This is a genomic window from Chryseobacterium sp. 2987, from assembly GCF_031456375.1.
GTDB lineage: Bacteria > Bacteroidota > Bacteroidia > Flavobacteriales > Weeksellaceae > Chryseobacterium > Chryseobacterium vaccae.
In genome coordinates this window covers 1-18,055 of the sequence record NZ_JAVDUN010000006.1, presented here as the reverse complement: position 1 = coordinate 18,055, position 18,055 = coordinate 1, and the positions used below count along the sequence as shown (strand labels likewise).

The 18,055-nt window shown below is 38.2% G+C and carries 13 protein-coding genes and 1 riboswitch; of the genes, 11 read left to right on the top strand and 2 right to left on the bottom strand.

Going from position 1 to position 18,055, the window contains the following annotated elements:
• Window positions 1–2 precede the first annotated feature (2 nt).
• Window positions 3–422 carry an OsmC family protein gene (locus J2Y40_RS17680; protein WP_153397733.1) on the top strand — a complete coding sequence of 140 codons (420 nt, stop codon included), beginning with the start codon at window positions 3–5 and terminating at the stop codon, window positions 420–422.
• 79 nt (window positions 423–501) lie between these two features.
• Here J2Y40_RS17680 and J2Y40_RS17675 read toward each other — a convergent pair whose 3' ends face one another.
• The gene (locus J2Y40_RS17675) at window positions 502–3,117 is read right to left on the bottom strand and encodes an MGH1-like glycoside hydrolase domain-containing protein (RefSeq protein WP_153397735.1); all 2,616 of its coding nucleotides are present in this window, start codon (window positions 3,115–3,117) and stop codon (window positions 502–504) included.
• 190 nt (window positions 3,118–3,307) lie between these two features.
• Window positions 3,308–3,415: riboswitch (SAM riboswitch) on the top strand.
• Window positions 3,416–3,473: 58 nt separating this feature from the next.
• Here J2Y40_RS17675 and J2Y40_RS17670 point away from each other — a divergent pair.
• From J2Y40_RS17670 to metF, 7 genes are all read left to right on the top strand, one after another.
• A complete protein-coding gene (locus J2Y40_RS17670) occupies window positions 3,474–4,412 on the top strand; it encodes an alpha/beta fold hydrolase (RefSeq protein WP_310000475.1) in 939 nt (312 codons plus the stop codon).
• 4 nt (window positions 4,413–4,416) lie between these two features.
• Window positions 4,417–5,955 carry an ACT domain-containing protein gene (locus J2Y40_RS17665; RefSeq protein ID WP_153397739.1) on the top strand — a complete coding sequence of 513 codons (1,539 nt, stop codon included), beginning with the start codon at window positions 4,417–4,419 and terminating at the stop codon, window positions 5,953–5,955.
• A 149-nt stretch (window positions 5,956–6,104) separates the two neighbouring features.
• The gene (locus J2Y40_RS17660) at window positions 6,105–7,265 is read left to right on the top strand and encodes an O-succinylhomoserine sulfhydrylase (RefSeq protein WP_310000471.1); all 1,161 of its coding nucleotides are present in this window, start codon (window positions 6,105–6,107) and stop codon (window positions 7,263–7,265) included.
• 78 nt (window positions 7,266–7,343) lie between these two features.
• The gene (locus J2Y40_RS17655; RefSeq protein ID WP_310000468.1) at window positions 7,344–8,354 is read left to right on the top strand and encodes a homocysteine S-methyltransferase family protein; all 1,011 of its coding nucleotides are present in this window, start codon (window positions 7,344–7,346) and stop codon (window positions 8,352–8,354) included.
• 84 nt (window positions 8,355–8,438) lie between these two features.
• A complete protein-coding gene (locus J2Y40_RS17650) occupies window positions 8,439–9,530 on the top strand; it encodes a fatty acid desaturase (RefSeq protein WP_310000465.1) in 1,092 nt (363 codons plus the stop codon).
• Window positions 9,531–9,536: 6 nt separating this feature from the next.
• Window positions 9,537–12,194 (top strand): methionine synthase, encoded by a 2,658-nt coding sequence (gene metH, locus J2Y40_RS17645; protein WP_310000462.1) that lies wholly within the window; start codon window positions 9,537–9,539, stop codon window positions 12,192–12,194.
• A 63-nt stretch (window positions 12,195–12,257) separates the two neighbouring features.
• Complete coding sequence (gene metF / locus J2Y40_RS17640) at window positions 12,258–13,217, top strand: methylenetetrahydrofolate reductase [NAD(P)H] (protein WP_310000459.1); 960 nt, start codon at window positions 12,258–12,260, stop codon at window positions 13,215–13,217.
• Window positions 13,218–13,268: 51 nt separating this feature from the next.
• Here the strand turns inward: metF and J2Y40_RS17635 are convergent, their stop codons facing one another.
• Window positions 13,269–14,423 (bottom strand): hypothetical protein, encoded by a 1,155-nt coding sequence (locus tag J2Y40_RS17635; protein WP_153397750.1) that lies wholly within the window; start codon window positions 14,421–14,423, stop codon window positions 13,269–13,271.
• A gap of 99 nt (window positions 14,424–14,522) precedes the next feature.
• Here J2Y40_RS17635 and folE point away from each other — a divergent pair, with 99 nt between their 5' ends.
• From folE to cysS, 3 genes are all read left to right on the top strand, one after another.
• A complete protein-coding gene (folE, locus tag J2Y40_RS17630) occupies window positions 14,523–15,191 on the top strand; it encodes a GTP cyclohydrolase I FolE (protein WP_062700950.1) in 669 nt (222 codons plus the stop codon).
• A 2-nt stretch (window positions 15,192–15,193) separates the two neighbouring features.
• Window positions 15,194–15,625 (top strand): DinB family protein, encoded by a 432-nt coding sequence (locus J2Y40_RS17625; RefSeq protein ID WP_310000455.1) that lies wholly within the window; start codon window positions 15,194–15,196, stop codon window positions 15,623–15,625.
• Between the two features lie 121 nt (window positions 15,626–15,746).
• On the top strand, window positions 15,747–17,213 hold the full coding sequence (cysS, locus tag J2Y40_RS17620; RefSeq protein WP_153397754.1) for a cysteine--tRNA ligase: 1,467 nt from the start codon (window positions 15,747–15,749) through the stop codon (window positions 17,211–17,213).
• The last annotated feature ends 842 nt before the right edge of the window (window positions 17,214–18,055 follow it).

Genomic DNA, 18,055 nt, shown 5'->3' with positions numbered 1-18,055 from the left:
CAATGAAAATAACACTCAACAGAATAAACGACGACTTTCTATTTGAATGCACCAACTCCCAGGGAAATTCTATCCTTCTGGACAATACTTCACAACCCGGAGCCAAAGGAGTTTCTCCAATGGAAAGCGTTTTGATGGCTGTGGCAGGATGCAGTGGTATTGATGTGGTATCTATCCTGAAAAAACAGCGTCAGGAAATCACAGGATTTCAGGCCGAAGTAGAAGGAGAAAGAGTTCCCGTAGAAGATGCGAAACCATTCAAAGCAATTAAAGTAAAATTTCTTTTGGAAGGAAATATAGATCCTAAAAAAGCTTTAAAAGCAGCACAACTGTCCTTTGAAAAATACTGTTCCGTATCAAAAACTCTGGAGCCGAATGTAGAAATCGGATATGAGGTTTTTGTGAACGGAGAAAAAATATAATCTAATATTCTAAATACAGAAAAGCCGGACAATCTATCCGGCTTTTTTTTATTCCTCATCACCTATTCCTGATTACCCATTAAAAAGTAAGTCTTGGCTTAAGCAGTTTAGCCACCGTGGCAGTCCACCCCGTTTGATGAGAGGCGCCCACACCCCGTCCGTTATCTCCGTGGAAATATTCAAAAAAGGTAATATAGTCTTTAAAATGTTCATCATAATTGAACTTGGCGTTTCCGCCATTGAAAGCACGCTGTCCGTTTTCGTCCTTTAAGAATATAGAACAGAGTCTGTGGCTGATATTTTGTGCCACTTCATCCAGATTCCTCTTATCGCCGCTTCCGGTAGGAAGTTCCACTTTTAAGCTGTTTCCATAATAAAAATGAAAACGCTGTAAACTTTCCACAATCAGGAAGTTGATAGGGAACCAGATTGGTCCTCTCCAATTACTGTTGCCTCCAAACATTCGGCTGTCACTTTCTGCCGGAGTATAATACACCACATTTTCAGACCCATGAACAGAAAATACAAACGGATTTTCCTCATAGACTTTAGACATAGCTCTGATTCCATAGGTACTTAGAAACTCTTTCTCATCAAGCATTCTGGTTAAAACTTTTGTCAGTCTGTTCTTGCGCAGAATACTCATCAGATGCTTTCTGCCGTGTCCTTCCTCATCCCAGTGCGAAACCAGTTTGGTGAGTTCCGGTTTGTTTTTTAAGATCCATTCCATTCTGCTTCGGAAATTAGGCATCTTTTCTAACAGTCTGTGATCAACAATCTCCACCGCAAACAAAGGAATCAATCCTACAATACTTCTTAATCGTAATGAAACACTTTCCCCGTTACCAAGCTGAAGCACATCATAGAAAAAGCCGTCTTCCTCATTCCACAGGCCTTCCTTGCCATCACCAAGGTTCTCCATAGCTTCTGCGATATACAAGTAATGTTCAAAAAACTTGATCGCCATATCCTCATAAACTTGATAATATTGGGCAAGTTCCATAGCAATCCGCATCATATTCAGGGCGTACATGGCCATCCAGCTTGTTCCGTCAGCCTGTTCAAGATGCTGCCCGTCTTTCAGTTCCATATTTCTGTCGAATGCTCCAATGTTATCCAATCCTAAGAAGCCGCCGCCAAAAATATTATTACCGCTTTTATCCTTCCGGTTTACCCACCAGGTAAAATTAAGAAGCAGCTTTTGGAATACCTTTTCAAGAAATAAAAGATCGGGTTTGCCATTCTGTTTTTCATCAATTTTAAAAACCCTGAAACAAGACCATGCATGTACCGGAGGATTTACATCACTCATATTCCATTCATAGGCAGGAAGCTGTCCGTTCGGATGCATATACCATTCTTTCGTAAGCAGAAGAAGCTGTCCTTTTGCAAATTCAGCGTCAATAATAGAAAACGGAACACAGTGAAAAGCCAGGTCCCAGGTTGCATACCACGGATATTCCCATTTATCAGGCATTGAAATAATATCCTTATTGTGAAGGTGGTTCCACTCCGTGTTCCTCACATAATCATTGAAGTTTCTGGGTGCATCAAAATTGGGATCACCTTTCAGCCATTTGCCGATATTGTAATGATAAAACTGTTTATTCCATAAAAGCCCTGCAAAAGCCTGTCTCTGAACATTTCTTTCATCTTCATCGGTTGTGTCACTCTGAACTTCGTTATAAAAATCATTCGTTTCGCCGATTCTGGTATTGAAGATTTCATCAAACTGTTCAAAAGGCTCATCCGTTTCCTCAGGACATAATCTGAAATCAAAAATTTTAGATTGTCCCGCTCCGATGATCTCATCAATCAAAAAAGAAGCTTTAGTTCCTCTTTTTTCCGGATTTACAGTAGCACTTCCATAGATAACAAAATCATTGATGCCATCTTTGAAATAGGAGTTTTCAGCATGAGGAGTACCATACAGTTTGGAATTGTTGGTTTCATTATTACAGAAAACACTCTGTACATCCGCATTTCTTGAATAAAGCTTTTTGATCGAAATGCTATCATGGGCAATATCAATACTTCCATCATGAGAAGCATGCACCTGCCCTTTATAGGTATTATAACCCCATTTCCAGTTATTTCTGAACCAGACTGTAGGCATTACAACAATCGGGGCATCATGCTGGCTTCTGTTACAAACCGTTACCCTCGCAAGAATATTGTTGTGATCGGCTTTACAGTATTCAATGAAAATATCAAAATACTCATCATTATTGAAGATTCCCGTATCAAAAATTTCATATTCCGGTTCCTTTTTGCTGCGTCTTCCGTTTTCAGCAACAAGTTCATCATATGGAAACGCATTGATAGGATACTTATACACCATCTTCATATAACTGTGAGTAGGTGTATTGTCCAGATAATAAAAAATTTCTTTAATATCCTCTCCGTGATTCCCCTGAGGATTGCTCAGTCCGAAAAAACGTTCCTTAACAATCTTATCTTTCTTATTCCAGAATGAAAAAGCAAAACAGAAAAGCTGCTTTACATCAGAGATTCCTGCAATCCCTTCCTCTCCCCATCGGTACGCATAGCTTTCGGCATTGTCGTGGTTGGTAAAGTTCCAGGCATTTCCGTTCGGACTGTAGTCTTCACGTACATTTCCCCATTGCCGGTTACTCACATAAGGCCCCCAGTTTTTCCATTGTATATTTTGTAATCTTTCCTTTTCAACAGTCATATCTCATCATTTTTTTCAATACGAAGGTAGTTTTTTTGAAAAGTAATTCCAATTTTTTTCGTCTGAACAATCCTTAACATATCCTTGAAACTCTTCTCTTTACAGGCTTTTTTAATATTAAATAAAATTTTTTGAAATATTTAAAAGAAAAGAACTACCTTTGCACCATTCGTTCATTCAAATATTGAAAATGTTATCAAGAAAGGTTGAGGGATTAGACCCTATGAAACCTTAGCAACCCTTTGTGCAAGCAAAGAAGGTGCTACGTTCTACCAGAATTATTTTGGACAGATAACTTACTGAAGTTCTTTTCAGCCATTTCCTGTGGCATTTTCAATTGTATTAAAATAATAGAATTGAAAACAGAACTAAACTATATTAATCTTTCGTATCATACACATTCCCAAAAGGAATATCATATCCCGTTGACCTACCAGATCTTCGGGAAAGACCTGTTTACAGCCCCAATTATTCTCATCAATCATGCCCTTACCGGAAATTCAAATGCGTCCGGTGAAAAAGGCTGGTGGAAGCAGCTGGTAGGAGAAAATCAGGTTGTTGATACCAATAAATACACTGTTCTGTGCTTCAATATTCCCGGAAACGGATATGATGATTTTTTAATTGAAGACTATGAAGACTTCACCCCATCAGATATAGCCAATATATTCCTGAAAGGGCTGGAGGCTTTACATATTAAAAACCTATACGCCATTATCGGAGGCTCCCTTGGAGGAGGAATTGCCTGGGAAATGCTTACCAAGCAGCCTGAACTGGCGGAAATATTCATTCCTATAGCCTGTGATTACAGAACTCATGATTGGCTGCATGCACAATGTCTGGTTCAAAAATTCTTACTGAATAGTCAGGATGAGCCTTTACAGAAAGCAAGAATTCATGCCATGTTGTGCTACAGAACTCCGCAGTCATTAAACAATAGATTTCAAAACCAGTATAATCAGGAGAAACAATGTTTACAATCAGAAGACTGGTTAATATATCACGGCAATGCTCTAAACGAAAGATTTAGTTTAAAAGCGTACAGGCTGATGAATCATTTACTGATGAATATTAATGCTGATGATACAGCACTGGATAAGATACAGGCACGAATGCACATGATCTCCGTAGATACAGACTTATTCTTTCCTGCTTCCGAAATTCGGACGTGTTTTGAAAACTTAAAAGAAAAAAAAGAGAATATTTCTTATCACGAGATCCAATCTATACACGGGCATGATGCCTTCCTAATGGAATATCAACAATTAAACAATATCATAAAAAACATTTTATAGAGAAATGAAAAATGCTAACGAAATAAAATTTTTAAAGAACAGATCAATTATCAAATTTGAAGGAGAAGATTTCTTGGGAGAAATAGGAATTGATGGACGAATTTTTAAAGCGCTGACTTTAGCGCGAATCAGTGTAGGGGTGATTTCTCAGCAAGCAATAGAAAACGGAATCTCTATTTTGGTTCATGAAAATGATGCAGAAAAAGCAGTGTCATGTCTCATTGATGAATTTGAAGCAGAAAGAAAATCAGGAAAAGTTTCACAGATCTATAGTATCAATAATGTCTCTGTCATTGGTTTTGTAGCAGAAGACTTCAATAAGGTTTTTGCAGAACTGGCAAGAAATAATGTCTTCCCATTGCTGTTAAATCAGGTTGCCGGTGAGAACAGGGTAAACATTGTAGTAACTTCTTCACAGGATGAAAAAACCAAAAACATCATAGAATCTGAAATCTTCAAAAAACCAAAGACCGTTCATCTGGCAATTATTGGTCATGGCAACGTTGGAAAAACCCTGATAGAACAGGTCCTGGAATCTGCAGAAGAAATTAAAAGACGTAAAAAAATAGACCTTAAAGTTGTAGCAGTAGCCAATTCAAAGAAAATAGCTTTCAATAAAAAGGGTTTTGATGCCAACTGGACAGATGAGGTTTTGACAGCAGAGCATCCGTCAAACGTTCAGGAACTCATCAATTTCTCCAATGAAAATCAACTGGAAAACCTGATCGTAGTAGATAATACTGCCAGCAAAGACTTCGTAAAAAATTATCATGCTTTGGCTGAAAACGGATTTGATCTGGTTTCTTCCAATAAAATATTTAACACTCTTCCAATCGAAGAATACCGTAAACTAAGATATACATTAAGTAAAAATAACAGACGTTATCTGTATGAAACCAATGTAGGAGCTGGCCTCCCATTGATTGATACCATTAAACTTCTTCACCTTTCAGGAGAGAATATCACCAGAATAAAAGGCGTATTCTCCGGAACATTGAGCTATGTTTTCAATAACTTTTCTTTGAGAGATGATAAATTTTCCACAATCATCAACGAAGCTCTGGAAAAAGGATATACAGAACCGGACCCAAGAGAAGATCTATCTGGAAATGATGTGGCAAGAAAATTATTAATACTGTCAAGAGAATTAGATTTAATTAACGAGTTTGGAGATATCAACATTCAAAATCTGGTTCCTGAAAATTTACTTTCAGTTTCAAAAACAGAATTCCTTTCAAGACTGGAAGAGCTGGATGAAGAATATCAGAAAATCAAAGAAAATCAGGAACCTGGCCATGTGTTGAGATATGTTGGTGACTTACACGGTGATTTACAGAAAGAAAAAGGTGAATTGGATGTAAAATTAATTTCCGTTCCTGCAACTTCAGCCTTAGGACAGTTGAAAGGCTCAGATTCCATCTTTGAGATCTATACAGAAAGCTACGGTGAAAACCCTATCGTGATCATGGGAGCCGGAGCCGGAGCACAGGTAACTGCAAGAGGCGTCTTCGGAGATATTTTAAGAGTAAGCGAAACAAAATAGATTGATTGTCAAAGTCCCAAAGGGACGATTTAACCCAGGATAGAACGCAGTCCTATCAAACTATCAAACAAAACGCATCAATCAACAAACGTATTAAACAAAATCAAATAATATAGCCCCCTGTGCCGTATTATCAAAATTAAAACTATATGGAAAATTTCGAAACATCAGCAATAAGAACCCAAACAGAAAGGTCTCAGTTTGATGAACATTCCACACCGTTATATCTTACCTCCAGCTTTATTTTTCAGGATGCGGAGGATATGAGAGCGAGTTTTGCTGAAGAAAAACCTAAAAATCTGTACAGTCGTTTTTCAAACCCTAACGTAAGCGAATTCACAGAAAAAATTGCTAAAATGGAAGGAGCAGAAGCAGGATATGCATTTGCAACAGGAATGGCTGCAATCTATTCTACATTTGCGGCTTTGCTGAATGCAGGAGATCATATCGTAAGCTGTCAGTCTGTTTTCGGATCTACTCATACACTTTTTACAAAGTATTTCCCGAAATGGAATATTGAAACCACCTATTTTAAAGCAGAAGATGCCGGAAATGTAGAACAGTACATTCAGCCTAATACAAAGATTTTATATCTGGAAACACCTACCAATCCGGCTATTGAAATTCTGGATCTTGAATTTTTTGGAAAGATCGCGAAAAAGCATAACCTGATATTTATTGTAGACAACTGTTTTGCAACACCTTACCTTCAGCAGCCTGTGAAATATGGTGCCGATATTGTTGTACATTCTGCAACAAAGCTGATCGACGGACAGGGTAGAGTATTAGGAGGTGTGGCAGTAGGAAAGGAAGACCTTATCAGAGAAATCTATCTTTTTGCAAGAAACACAGGACCGGCAATGTCCCCTTTCAACGCTTGGGTATTGTCAAAAAGCTTGGAAACATTGGCCATCCGTGTAGAAAAACATTGTGAAAATGCTTTGAAAGTGGCAGAATTCTTAGAAAGTCATCCTAATGTAGAATTGGTAAAATATCCGTTCCTGCAGTCTCATCCAAGTTATGAAGTGGCAAAAAAGCAAATGAAGTTGGGAGGAAATATCGTAGCCTTTGAGATCAAAGGAGGAATTGAGGGGGGAAGAAACTTCCTGGATAAGATAAAAATGTGTTCACTTTCCGCTAACCTTGGTGATACAAGAACGATCGTAACACACCCTGCATCAACAACCCACTCCAAATTGACGGATGAAGAACGAAATGAAGTAGGAATCACCGCAGGTCTTGTACGCTGTTCAGTAGGCTTGGAATATGTAGATGACATCATTGCAGATCTGAAACAGGCATTAGACTAATGATTAATCAATAAGAAGAGCCCCAAAGGGGCGATTTAACAAAGAATAGGACGCAGTCCTATTTTCTATCAAAGAAATATGAAAAATTCAGAACAATTATATAAAGCCTTATCCGAAAGAATATTAATTCTCGACGGAGCCATGGGAACCATGCTTCAACGATATAAGTTCGAAGAAGAAGACTACCGCGGTGAACGCTTCAAAGACTGGGAGCATCCTGTAAAGGGAAATAATGACCTCCTTTCCCTTACACAGCCGCAAGCCATTGAAGAGGTGCACAGAAAATATCTGGAAGCAGGAGCCGATATTATCGAAACCAATACATTCTCCGGAACAACAATTGCGATGGCAGATTATCATATGGAAGATCTGGTATATGATCTGAATTATGAATCTGCAAAAATTGCCAGAAAAGTATGTGATGAATTTACAGCTCAGAACCCTGATAAAACAAGATTTGTTGCAGGTTCAATAGGACCTACGAACAGAACGGCAAGTTTAAGTCCCGATGTTAATGATCCCGGATACAGAGCTATTACCTTTGAAGAACTCAGAGTAGCATACAAACAGCAATGTGAAGCTTTGCTGGATGGAGGCTCAGATATTCTGCTGGTAGAAACTATTTTTGATACCCTGAATGCAAAAGCTGCTCTGTTTGCAATTGATGAAATTCAGGACGAAAGAAACATCAAAATTCCGATCATGATTTCAGGAACAATTACAGATGCTTCAGGAAGAACGCTAAGCGGCCAGACTGCTGAAGCTTTCCTGATCTCAGTATCACACCTGAACTTGTTAAGCGTAGGATTCAATTGTGCATTAGGAGCAGATCAGCTGACGCCTTATCTGGAAACACTGGCCCATAATTCAGAGTTCTATATCTCTGCTTATCCGAATGCCGGGCTTCCTAATGCTTTCGGAAAATATGATGAAACTCCGGAAGATATGGCCAGACAGATCAAAGAATATACAGAAAAAGGATTGATTAATATTATAGGAGGATGCTGCGGAACAACTCCCGATCACATCAAAGCAATTGCAGATTTAGTGGCAGAATATCCGCCAAGAAAATTGAAGAAATTTGTCTGATTTAATAGATTTTTTTAATTAAAACAGCGAATGAAGACTAGGTTATAAATATTATCTTTAAATAAACCACAAAATTTAAAAATAATGGAAAAGCCGAGTTACTTAAAAGATTCAGACGATGTCAAATTGTTTAATGAGCTGAGAAAGAAAGTGAACCAAAGAGTAGAAGCCATTCCTGAAAACCGGGATATTTATATTAAGATCAAAGCAGTGATCCTGCCTTTGATCTACTTTGGGTTGTATTTTTTTGCCATGTTTCATACAGATTCACGTTGGGTTTATATTTCCAGTTTTGTTTTAATGGGATTTTCCCTGGTTCTGATTTATTTGAATTTAATTCATGAAGCTGCCCATAATAATATTTATAAAAGCAAAAGGTTGAATGCTTTGGTATTGCAGATTTTTGATTTTGTAGGAGCCAATTCCTACATCTGGAAAAAAAGACATATCGCAAGCCATCATGCCTATCCGAATGTGGACGGATGGGATACAGATATAGAACAGAGCGGTTTGTTGCTGATTGTTCCATGGATCAAAGCTAAAGGTGTTCAGAAATACCAACACAGATTTTTCTTTCTGGTATATCCGCTTTATCTGTTCAACTGGATGTTTATCCGGGATTTCAGAGACTTTTTTGATAAAGAAAGAGTCATTCTGAAAACACAGGGAACCATTCCGGTGATAGAGAAGGTAAAAATGGTGAGCTATAAACTGTTTTACTTCTTTTATCAGATTGTGGTTCCGGTTGTGTTCTTTAAAGTACCAATCGGTTTGGCCTTGGGAGCATGGTTTCTGCAAGTGATTGCGGCAAGTATTTTTGCACTGTTTGTTCTCCTGCCTCTGCACCCACTTCCGGATAATGCCTTTCCGAAACTGGATCAGAAAAATGGACTTCCGTTCAGCTGGCTTCGTCATCAGATGGAAGTAACGAATGACTTGCGGGAAAATAACTGGCTGGTAAGAAATGTACTGGGAAACTTTAACTTCCATGTTGCCCACCACCTCTTTCCGAATTACAGTTATATGTACTATAATGAAATTACGGAAGAGATCGAGGTATTTGCAAAAGAACATGATCTGGCCTATAAAAGGTTTCCGATTTTTAAAGCTTTAGGCAAACATGTAGATCTGCTGAAACAGAATGCAAACAATGCCTACTATATTTTAGAAGAATAAAAATTAATGAAATATTTAAGATTATCAGGCCTTGAGCCTCTTATCATAACACCGGAAAGCAACTTCATCAATGTAGGTGAAAGGACTAATGTTGCCGGATCCAAAAAATTTTTAAGACTGATCAAAGAGGAGAAATTCTCTGAAGCACTCGATATTGCCCGCCATCAGGTAGAAGGAGGGGCACAGATTCTGGATGTGAATTTCGATGACGGATTACTTGATGGAAAAGCCTCCATGATCAAATTCCTTAATCTGATTGCTTCAGAACCTGATATTGCAAGAATACCAATCATGGTAGATTCTTCCAAATGGGAAATCCTTGAAGCCGGACTTCAGGTAGCTCAGGGAAAATGTGTGGTGAACTCCATCAGTCTCAAAGGAGGAGAAGAAGAATTCATCAAACAGGCGAAGGCAGTTAAAAGATACGGTGCAGCAGTTATTGTAATGGCATTTGATGAGGTAGGGCAGGCAGATAATTTCGAACGTAGAATTGAAATTTCAAAAAGGTCTTATGATATTCTTGTCAATCAGGTAAATTTTCCCGCAGAAGATATTATTTTCGACTTGAATATTTTCCCGGTAGCCACCGGAATGGATGAACACCGAAAGAATGCACTCGATTTTATTGAAGCCACAAGATGGGTAAGACAGAACCTTCCTTATGCTTCGGTAAGCGGGGGGGTGAGTAATGTTTCCTTCTCCTTTCGTGGAAATGATACCGTAAGAGAGGCGATGCATTCCGTGTTCCTTTATCATGCAATTCAGGCGGGAATGAATATCGGTATCGTAAATCCTGCCATGCTGGAAGTATATGATGAGATCAATAAAGAGCTGCTGGAGCTTGTAGAAGATGTGATCCTCGACAGAAGAGATGATGCCACAGAAAGACTTCTGGATTATTCTGAAAAACATAAATCAGTAAAAAAAGAAAAAACAGAAGATCTTGAATGGAGGAATAACCCATTGCAGGACAGAATTACCCATGCTTTGGTTAAAGGAATCGACCGCTTCATTGAAGAAGATGTAGAAGAAGCCAGACAGCAGGCTGCAAAACCACTCCATGTTATCGAAATCAATCTGATGACGGGAATGGGAGTTGTGGGTGATCTCTTCGGAAGCGGAAAAATGTTTCTTCCCCAAGTCGTAAAATCAGCAAGGGTAATGAAAAAAGCCGTTGCTTATCTGCAGCCTTTTATTGAAGCTGAAAAAGACGGTTCAAGACCTGCTAACGGTAAAATTCTGATGGCTACAGTAAAAGGAGACGTTCACGATATCGGAAAAAATATTGTGAGTGTGGTATTGGGATGTAATAACTATGAAATTGTAGATCTCGGAGTAATGGTACCTGCCGAAAAGATCATCCAGACAGCGATTGCAGAAAAAGTAGATGTAATCGGATTAAGCGGATTAATTACGCCAAGCCTTGATGAAATGGTATACATCGCCTCAGAATTGGAAAGACAAAATCTTGATTTTCCTTTATTGATTGGTGGTGCTACCACTTCAAAAGCACATACCGCAGTGAAAATTGATTTAAAATATAAAAATGCAGTCGTTCACGTAAATGATGCTTCCAGAGCAGTGAACGTGGTAAGTTCTCTTTTAGGAGACAGAAATAAAGAATACGTTTCAGATTTAAAAAATGACTATTCAGATTTCAGAGAAAAATTCCTGAACAGACAGGTAGATAAAGACTACGTTTCAATTGAAGAAGCCCGCGAAAACAATTTTACCATAGACTGGAAAAACGAAGACATCTTTACACCGAATAATTTAGGAGTAACCGTTATAGAAAATCAGGACCTTAATGAGCTTCTTCCGTTTGTCGACTGGTCGCCGTTCTTCAGAAGCTGGGATCTACATGGTAAATACCCCAATATTTTAGAAGATGAGGTAGTAGGAGTTCAGGCCAAAGAATTATTTAAAGATGCACAGGTCATTCTCAAGAGGATTCTTGATGAGAAACTTCTGCAGGCAAAAGCCGTTTTTGGAGTTTTTAAAGCCAATTCCAATGAAACGGATGACATTATTGTTTTCGATGAACATAATAAAGAACAGGCAAGATTCTTAAGCCTTAGACAGCAGGCTCAGAGATCAAAAGGAAAAGAATATTTAGCATTAAGTGATTTTATTGCACCACAGAATTCCGGTAAAACAGATTATGTAGGAGCTTTCTGCGTAACAACAGGCTTCGGAACGGATGAACTTGCCTCTGAATATGAAAAAGCTAATGATGATTATAATGCCATCATGGTAAAAGCCCTTGCTGACAGATTTGCAGAAGCCTATGCTGAATTTTTACACAAAAAAGTAAGAACAGAATATTGGGGATACGCCAATCAGGAAGATCTGAGCAATGAAGATCTGATTGCCGAAAAATATAAAGGAATCCGCCCTGCTCCGGGATATCCAGCCTGTCCTGACCATCTGGAAAAGAAAACCATCTGGGATCTTTTAAAAGTGGAAGAAAATACAGGTGTTTTCCTTACCGAAAGTTTAGCAATGTTTCCTACGGCGTCCGTATCAGGGTATTATTTCGGAAGCCCGCATGCCAAATATTTCGGTCTTGGAAAAATTACAGAAGATCAGCTGAAAGACTATGCCAGGAGAAGAGGATGTAGCATTGAAGAAGCAGGAAAATGGCTGTCTCCCAATTTAGCTTAAAATTATGGTTGGTTAAAAACGATAAAAGCCAGCCTGTAACAGCAAAAAAATAACTGACAAGAAATGAAGATAACAGATCATATAAAAAACGCAAATGGAAAAACTTTATTCTCCCTGGAAGTTGTTCCGCCCCAAAAAGGAATAGGAATTGAAGATCTCTATACCAATATAGATCCTTTAATGGAATTCAAGCCGCCATTCATTGATGTAACGACTTCCAGAGAAGAGTATATCTATCTTGATAAAGGAAATGGGCTTATGGAACGCCGTATCACAAGAATGCGTCCGGGAACTTTGGGAATCTGTGCCGCTATTCAGCATAAATATAACGTAGATACCGTTCCCCATCTGCTGTGCGGAGGATTTACCAAAGAAGAAACAGAATATCTGCTGGTAGATTGTATGTATTTGGGTATTGATAACGTTATGGCATTAAGAGGAGATGCAATGAAAGGACATCAATATTTCGAACCTACTCAGGGAGGACATGCCAGTGCAATGGATCTTGTTCACCAGATCAATGACCTGGGAAGAGGGAAATATCTTCATAACGAAGATACAGTTTGCGATGAACTTAATAAATTCTGCATAGGAGTAGCCGGGTATCCTGAAAAACATATGGAAGCTCCTTCCATGAATTATGATCTGAAATGGCTGAAGCAAAAAGTAGATGCCGGAGCCGATTATATCGTAACCCAGATGTTCTTTGATAATAAAAAATTCATTGAATTTGTACAGAAAGCAAGAGAAATGGGAATCACGGTTCCTATCATTCCGGGAATCAAGCCTATTGCCACAAAAAAACATTTAAAAATACTCCCTCAGGTTTTCAAGATCGATCTTCCTGAAGAATTGATCAGTGAAGTGGAAAATGCTAAAAACAATGAAGCCGTAAAACAGATCGGGGTAGAGTGGGCGATTACCCAATGCCGGGAACTGCTGGATTTCGGAGTTCCTGTACTACACTTTTACTCAATGGGAAAAAGTGATAACATTAAAAAAGTAGCCGGTGAGCTATTCTAATAAAGTATCAAAATGAAAGGTACCCTGCTGTTCAACGGCAGGGTTTTTATTTTAAAGATAAGGATGTCTCTCAAACTCCTGATTACGGTCAAATAAATACCGGTAAGTAGCCAGTTTTCTGGTCACTGTTGTATTAAGGCTTTCTGCAATTTTGATCATTTTAGGATTAAAATCCCCGATCCATTGCAGTTCTGTGGTTTTAAAATCCGTATGCTTCCGCAGATGCTGTGTCCCTTCCCAGATCATATAGCCGTCAATCCCTTTTTTTTGCCACTCAGGAACAACTCCGAAAACAAGGCCTACCATCTTCTCGTTTTTTCTGAATTTCTTCATCCATAAAAATTTAAGCTTTTCTATAATACCAAATCTGCCGTGAAGATGTTTAAACCATTGATTGACATCCGGAATATTCATCCACATGGCAATAGGCTTTTCATTTTCATAAACAAACCATGAAATATGTTCATTAATGGCAGGCTTCATGGTCTTGAACATTTTCAGAACTTTTGCTTCCTCTATCTGTTTCCCTTCGCCGTGGCAGGCCCAGGCACGATTGTAAATTTCTGTAAAATCTTTTGCAAATTTTGGGAGATTGTTCTTTTTCAAAGGTTGGGAAGAAATTTCCGGATTTCGGCTGTGTTTGGTATGCATAACCGTAAAAACCCTCGGAACCTCAGAGAAAATAGGCCGTGAAAAACAAAGCTGTTCAAAATAAACCTTAAAACCATAGTTTTCAAACAAATCTTTATAATAAGGAAGATGATAATTCATCCCATACAGCGGTTCATGGAATCCCTCAACTAAAAGTCCCCAGAACTTATCCCGTTCACCGAAATTAATCGGTCCGTCCATCGCTTCCATACCTCTTTCCTGAAGCCATTTTTTACAGTGGTCAAAAATAAAATCAGCGGTCTGTTGATCATTCATACAGTCAAAAAAACCAATTCCGCCCGTCGGCTGTTTCTGCTCATAATCATGATGGATGAAAACTGCAACTTTTCCTAACGTTTCAGACTGCTTGTTTTTGAATAGAAAACGAGTACATTCACCGTTGTTGAAGAACCTGTTTTTTTCAGGATCAAAAATTTCATTGATGGTTTTATCTAAAGGTCTGATATAGTTTTTATCATGCTGATAAAGTCTGGATGGGAATTCTAAAAATTCCTTTTTCTGAGTTGGGTTCTGTACTTCTTCAACAATAATCATAGGCCTGGATAGAAAGTAGGAGATGAAAGATGATGTTTTTCGTTTAATTTAAAATAGACGAATAAATATTATCCGTATTTTTGTGCAAATTAAATAAAAATGGTTGATTTTACTGATAACGACGATGATATTTTCACTGGAAAAGAACATACGCCTATAAGGAAAGATGCTTTTGATAAATCGCCAGAGGAAAAAATAGAAAAAATAACACAGCTTTTTGGAGAGATCATGGAAACTTTGGGAATGGATATGACAGATGATTCATTAAAAGATTCCCCGAAACGTGTGGCCAAGATGTATGTAAACGAAATTTTTGGAGGACTTCTTCCCGAAAATAAACCGGGAATTTCTACATTCTCCAATAAATATAAATACCGTCAGATGCTGGTGGAAAAGGATATTACCGTATATTCTTTCTGTGAACACCATTTTTTGCCGATCATCGGAAGAGCCCATGTTGCTTACATCTCAAATGGTGAAGTAATTGGTCTTTCGAAGATCAACAGAATTGTGGATTATTATGCAAAAAGACCTCAGGTACAGGAAAGACTTACCATGCAGATCGTGGATGCGCTCAAAGAAGCACTTGGCACAAAAGATGTAGCATGTATCATCGATGCAAAACACCTGTGTGTAAACTGTAGAGGAATAAAAGATACGGCGAGCTCTACCATTACCGCAGAATTAAGTGGTATTTTCAGAACGAACCCTATTACAAGGCAGGAATTCCTGCACTATGTGGGAAGTCATGCCAAATTAGATTATTAATAATGGACTATCAGATTCTTAAAAATATTGTAGAATCAGAACTTCTGAGATTCAAAAATATCTCCGAAGAAGAATGGTCTCATAAAATTTCACCTGAAAAATGGTCGAAAAAAGAAATTTTAGGCCATCTTTGTGATAGTGCATTAACGAATATCAGAAGATTTGTGGTAACTCAATATAAAGAGAATGATAATATTGTTTATGATCAGGATTTTTGGGTAAAAGCACAAAACTATCAGAATATTCCGACGGATGAGATCATCAGCCTTTGGAAGTTTCTGAACTGGCAGATTGTTCACACCGTAGAAAACATTCCGGATGAAGCTTTGAAAAGAACCTGTGATACAACCAAAACAACTCCGCAGGTTTTCACGCTGGAATATATTATTCAGGATTATATTGATCACCTGAAGTATCATTTAAAAGCAATTTAAATATGATAAAATTTAAAAAAGTCGCAGATAAAATTTTCATCACAACAATTATTTGTTGTGGATAGAATTATTTTGACTAATTTTTGAATCTTAATCATTAAATCTTTTAATTAAAAAATAAATGCAACTAAAAATATACAACTCGCTTACAGCGGAAAAAGAAATATTCAAACCAATTTTAGAAGGAAACGTAGGAATGTATGTCTGCGGTCCTACCGTGTACAGCAATGTACATTTGGGAAATGTAAGAACTTTCCTTTCCTTTGATTTTATCTACCGTACCCTGACACATTTAGGGTACAAAGTAAGATATGTAAGAAATATTACCGATGCCGGTCACCTTACCGATGACGGAAACGTAGAAAACGACAGATTCGTAAAGCAGACCCGCCTTGAAAAGCTGGAACCAATGGAGATCGTACAGAAATATACAGTAGATTTCCATAAAGTTTTAGATATGTTCAACCTGCTTCCACCAAATATTGAGCCTACAGCTACCGGTCATATTGTAGAACAGATTGAGCTTACACAAAAATTAATAGAAAGAGGCTTCGCTTACGAAAGTAATGGCTCCGTTTACTTCGATGTATTAGAATACAACAGAAGAGGATTAAACTATGGCGAACTTTCAAAGCGTAATATAGAAGAACTTTTTGCGAATACCCGTGACCTTGACGGACAAGGGGAGAAGAAGAATCCACAGGATTTTGCACTTTGGAAAAAAGCTTCTCCTGCTCACATCATGAGATGGAACTCTCCCTGGGGTGAAGGATTTCCGGGATGGCACCTTGAATGTACCGCAATGAGTACAAAATATCTGGGCGAAACTTTCGACATCCACGGAGGCGGAATGGATTTGAAATTCCCACACCATGAATGTGAAATTGCTCAAGGAAAAGCCTGCAATGATGCTGCTCCGGTAAATTATTGGATGCATGCCAATATGCTGACGATGAATTCCCAGCGTATGAGCAAATCCACAGGAAACTACATCCTTCCGATGCAATTGGTGACAGGAGAAAATGACTTCTTTGAAAAACCTTTCCACCCGTCAATTGTCCGTTTCTGCTTCCTGCAGGCACATTACAGAAGTGTGCTGGATATTTCCAATGACGCAATGATTGCCAGTGAAAAAGGATTCATCAGATTGATGGAGGCCCTTAAAGTAGTAAACTCCATTACTCCGGATGACGGGAAACAGTCAGGATTCAGCCTTCAGGATTGGAAAAATAAAGCTTACGATGCACTTACCGATGACTTCAACTCTCCGGTTCTCATTGCGCATCTATTCGAAGCAGTGAAGTACATCTTCGCCCTGAAAGACGAGAAAGAAACCATTTCATCTGCAGATCTTGAAGATTTGAAATCCACTCTGAATGCTTTTGTTTTTGACGTATTAGGGCTTCAGGCAGTAGAAGAAAATAACTATGAAAAGCTGGATCAGACTTTAAAAGTTCTAATAGAGCTCAGAAATCAGGCCAGAAGATCAAAAAATTTCGAACTCTCAGATCAGATCAGAGATAAGCTGCTTGCCGAAGGAATAGAATTAAAAGACGGAAGAGACGGAACAACTTACGTTCTGAATTAAAAACAATAAAATTTCAATCAATATAATTCCGTAGGAATCCAGATAAGTTAATCATCAGGATTCTTACGGAATGTTTTTTTGAGGATCAATCATATATAACTTATCCTCCATACCATTTTCAGATGAGGTGCCTTATCCATTATACTGAAACTTTTTATTCTCCAATTAATCAGAAGCTGTTTCCCGCTATTCGCTTCTACTCCTCAGGCTTTACTTTCTGCGGCATTTCCAGCGTCTTTCCAGTGCATGTTGCGGGGTAACCGCTGCTATCGGGGCTAGTGAGGTGTACCTTTTATGATGATTATTCATGAAAGAATTCTTTCTCCCAATTATTTAATGATACTCATTCCAATCCCTCTTTCGGATTCTTCCATTAAAAAACGCCCATTGTCCCCAATATATCTCTATTATATATAGACTCTGGGGAAGAGGCTTGCCAATCTCCTCTTAATAAATCGTGTGTACATGTCTTCCCTATTCACTAGGAACGGGTTTTAACCTCTTCCCCTAAAAACAATCCCTCCAATGCGTCTTTAGCCCAAACCTATCTAATCGTATTTTTGAACCCGCTAGTATTAAAATGCCTATTATATATAAAGCAGCATTTCCGGCGTCTAACTATGCCCAAAAGCCTCTTTCCAAAGCATCGTAAAAACAAATCCGCCATTGTTAATAACTCTGTATATCTCCTAACACGCATGAAACAAGCATTTTAAAAGGTATACTTATCCACAATATAAATATTATATGAATTTTATGTTAAGTAAGTTTGTTTTATGACAGTATAAGTTGTTATCTTTGCCGCACTGAAAACGAGAGATTATCAGTAAGCGCAGAAGAAT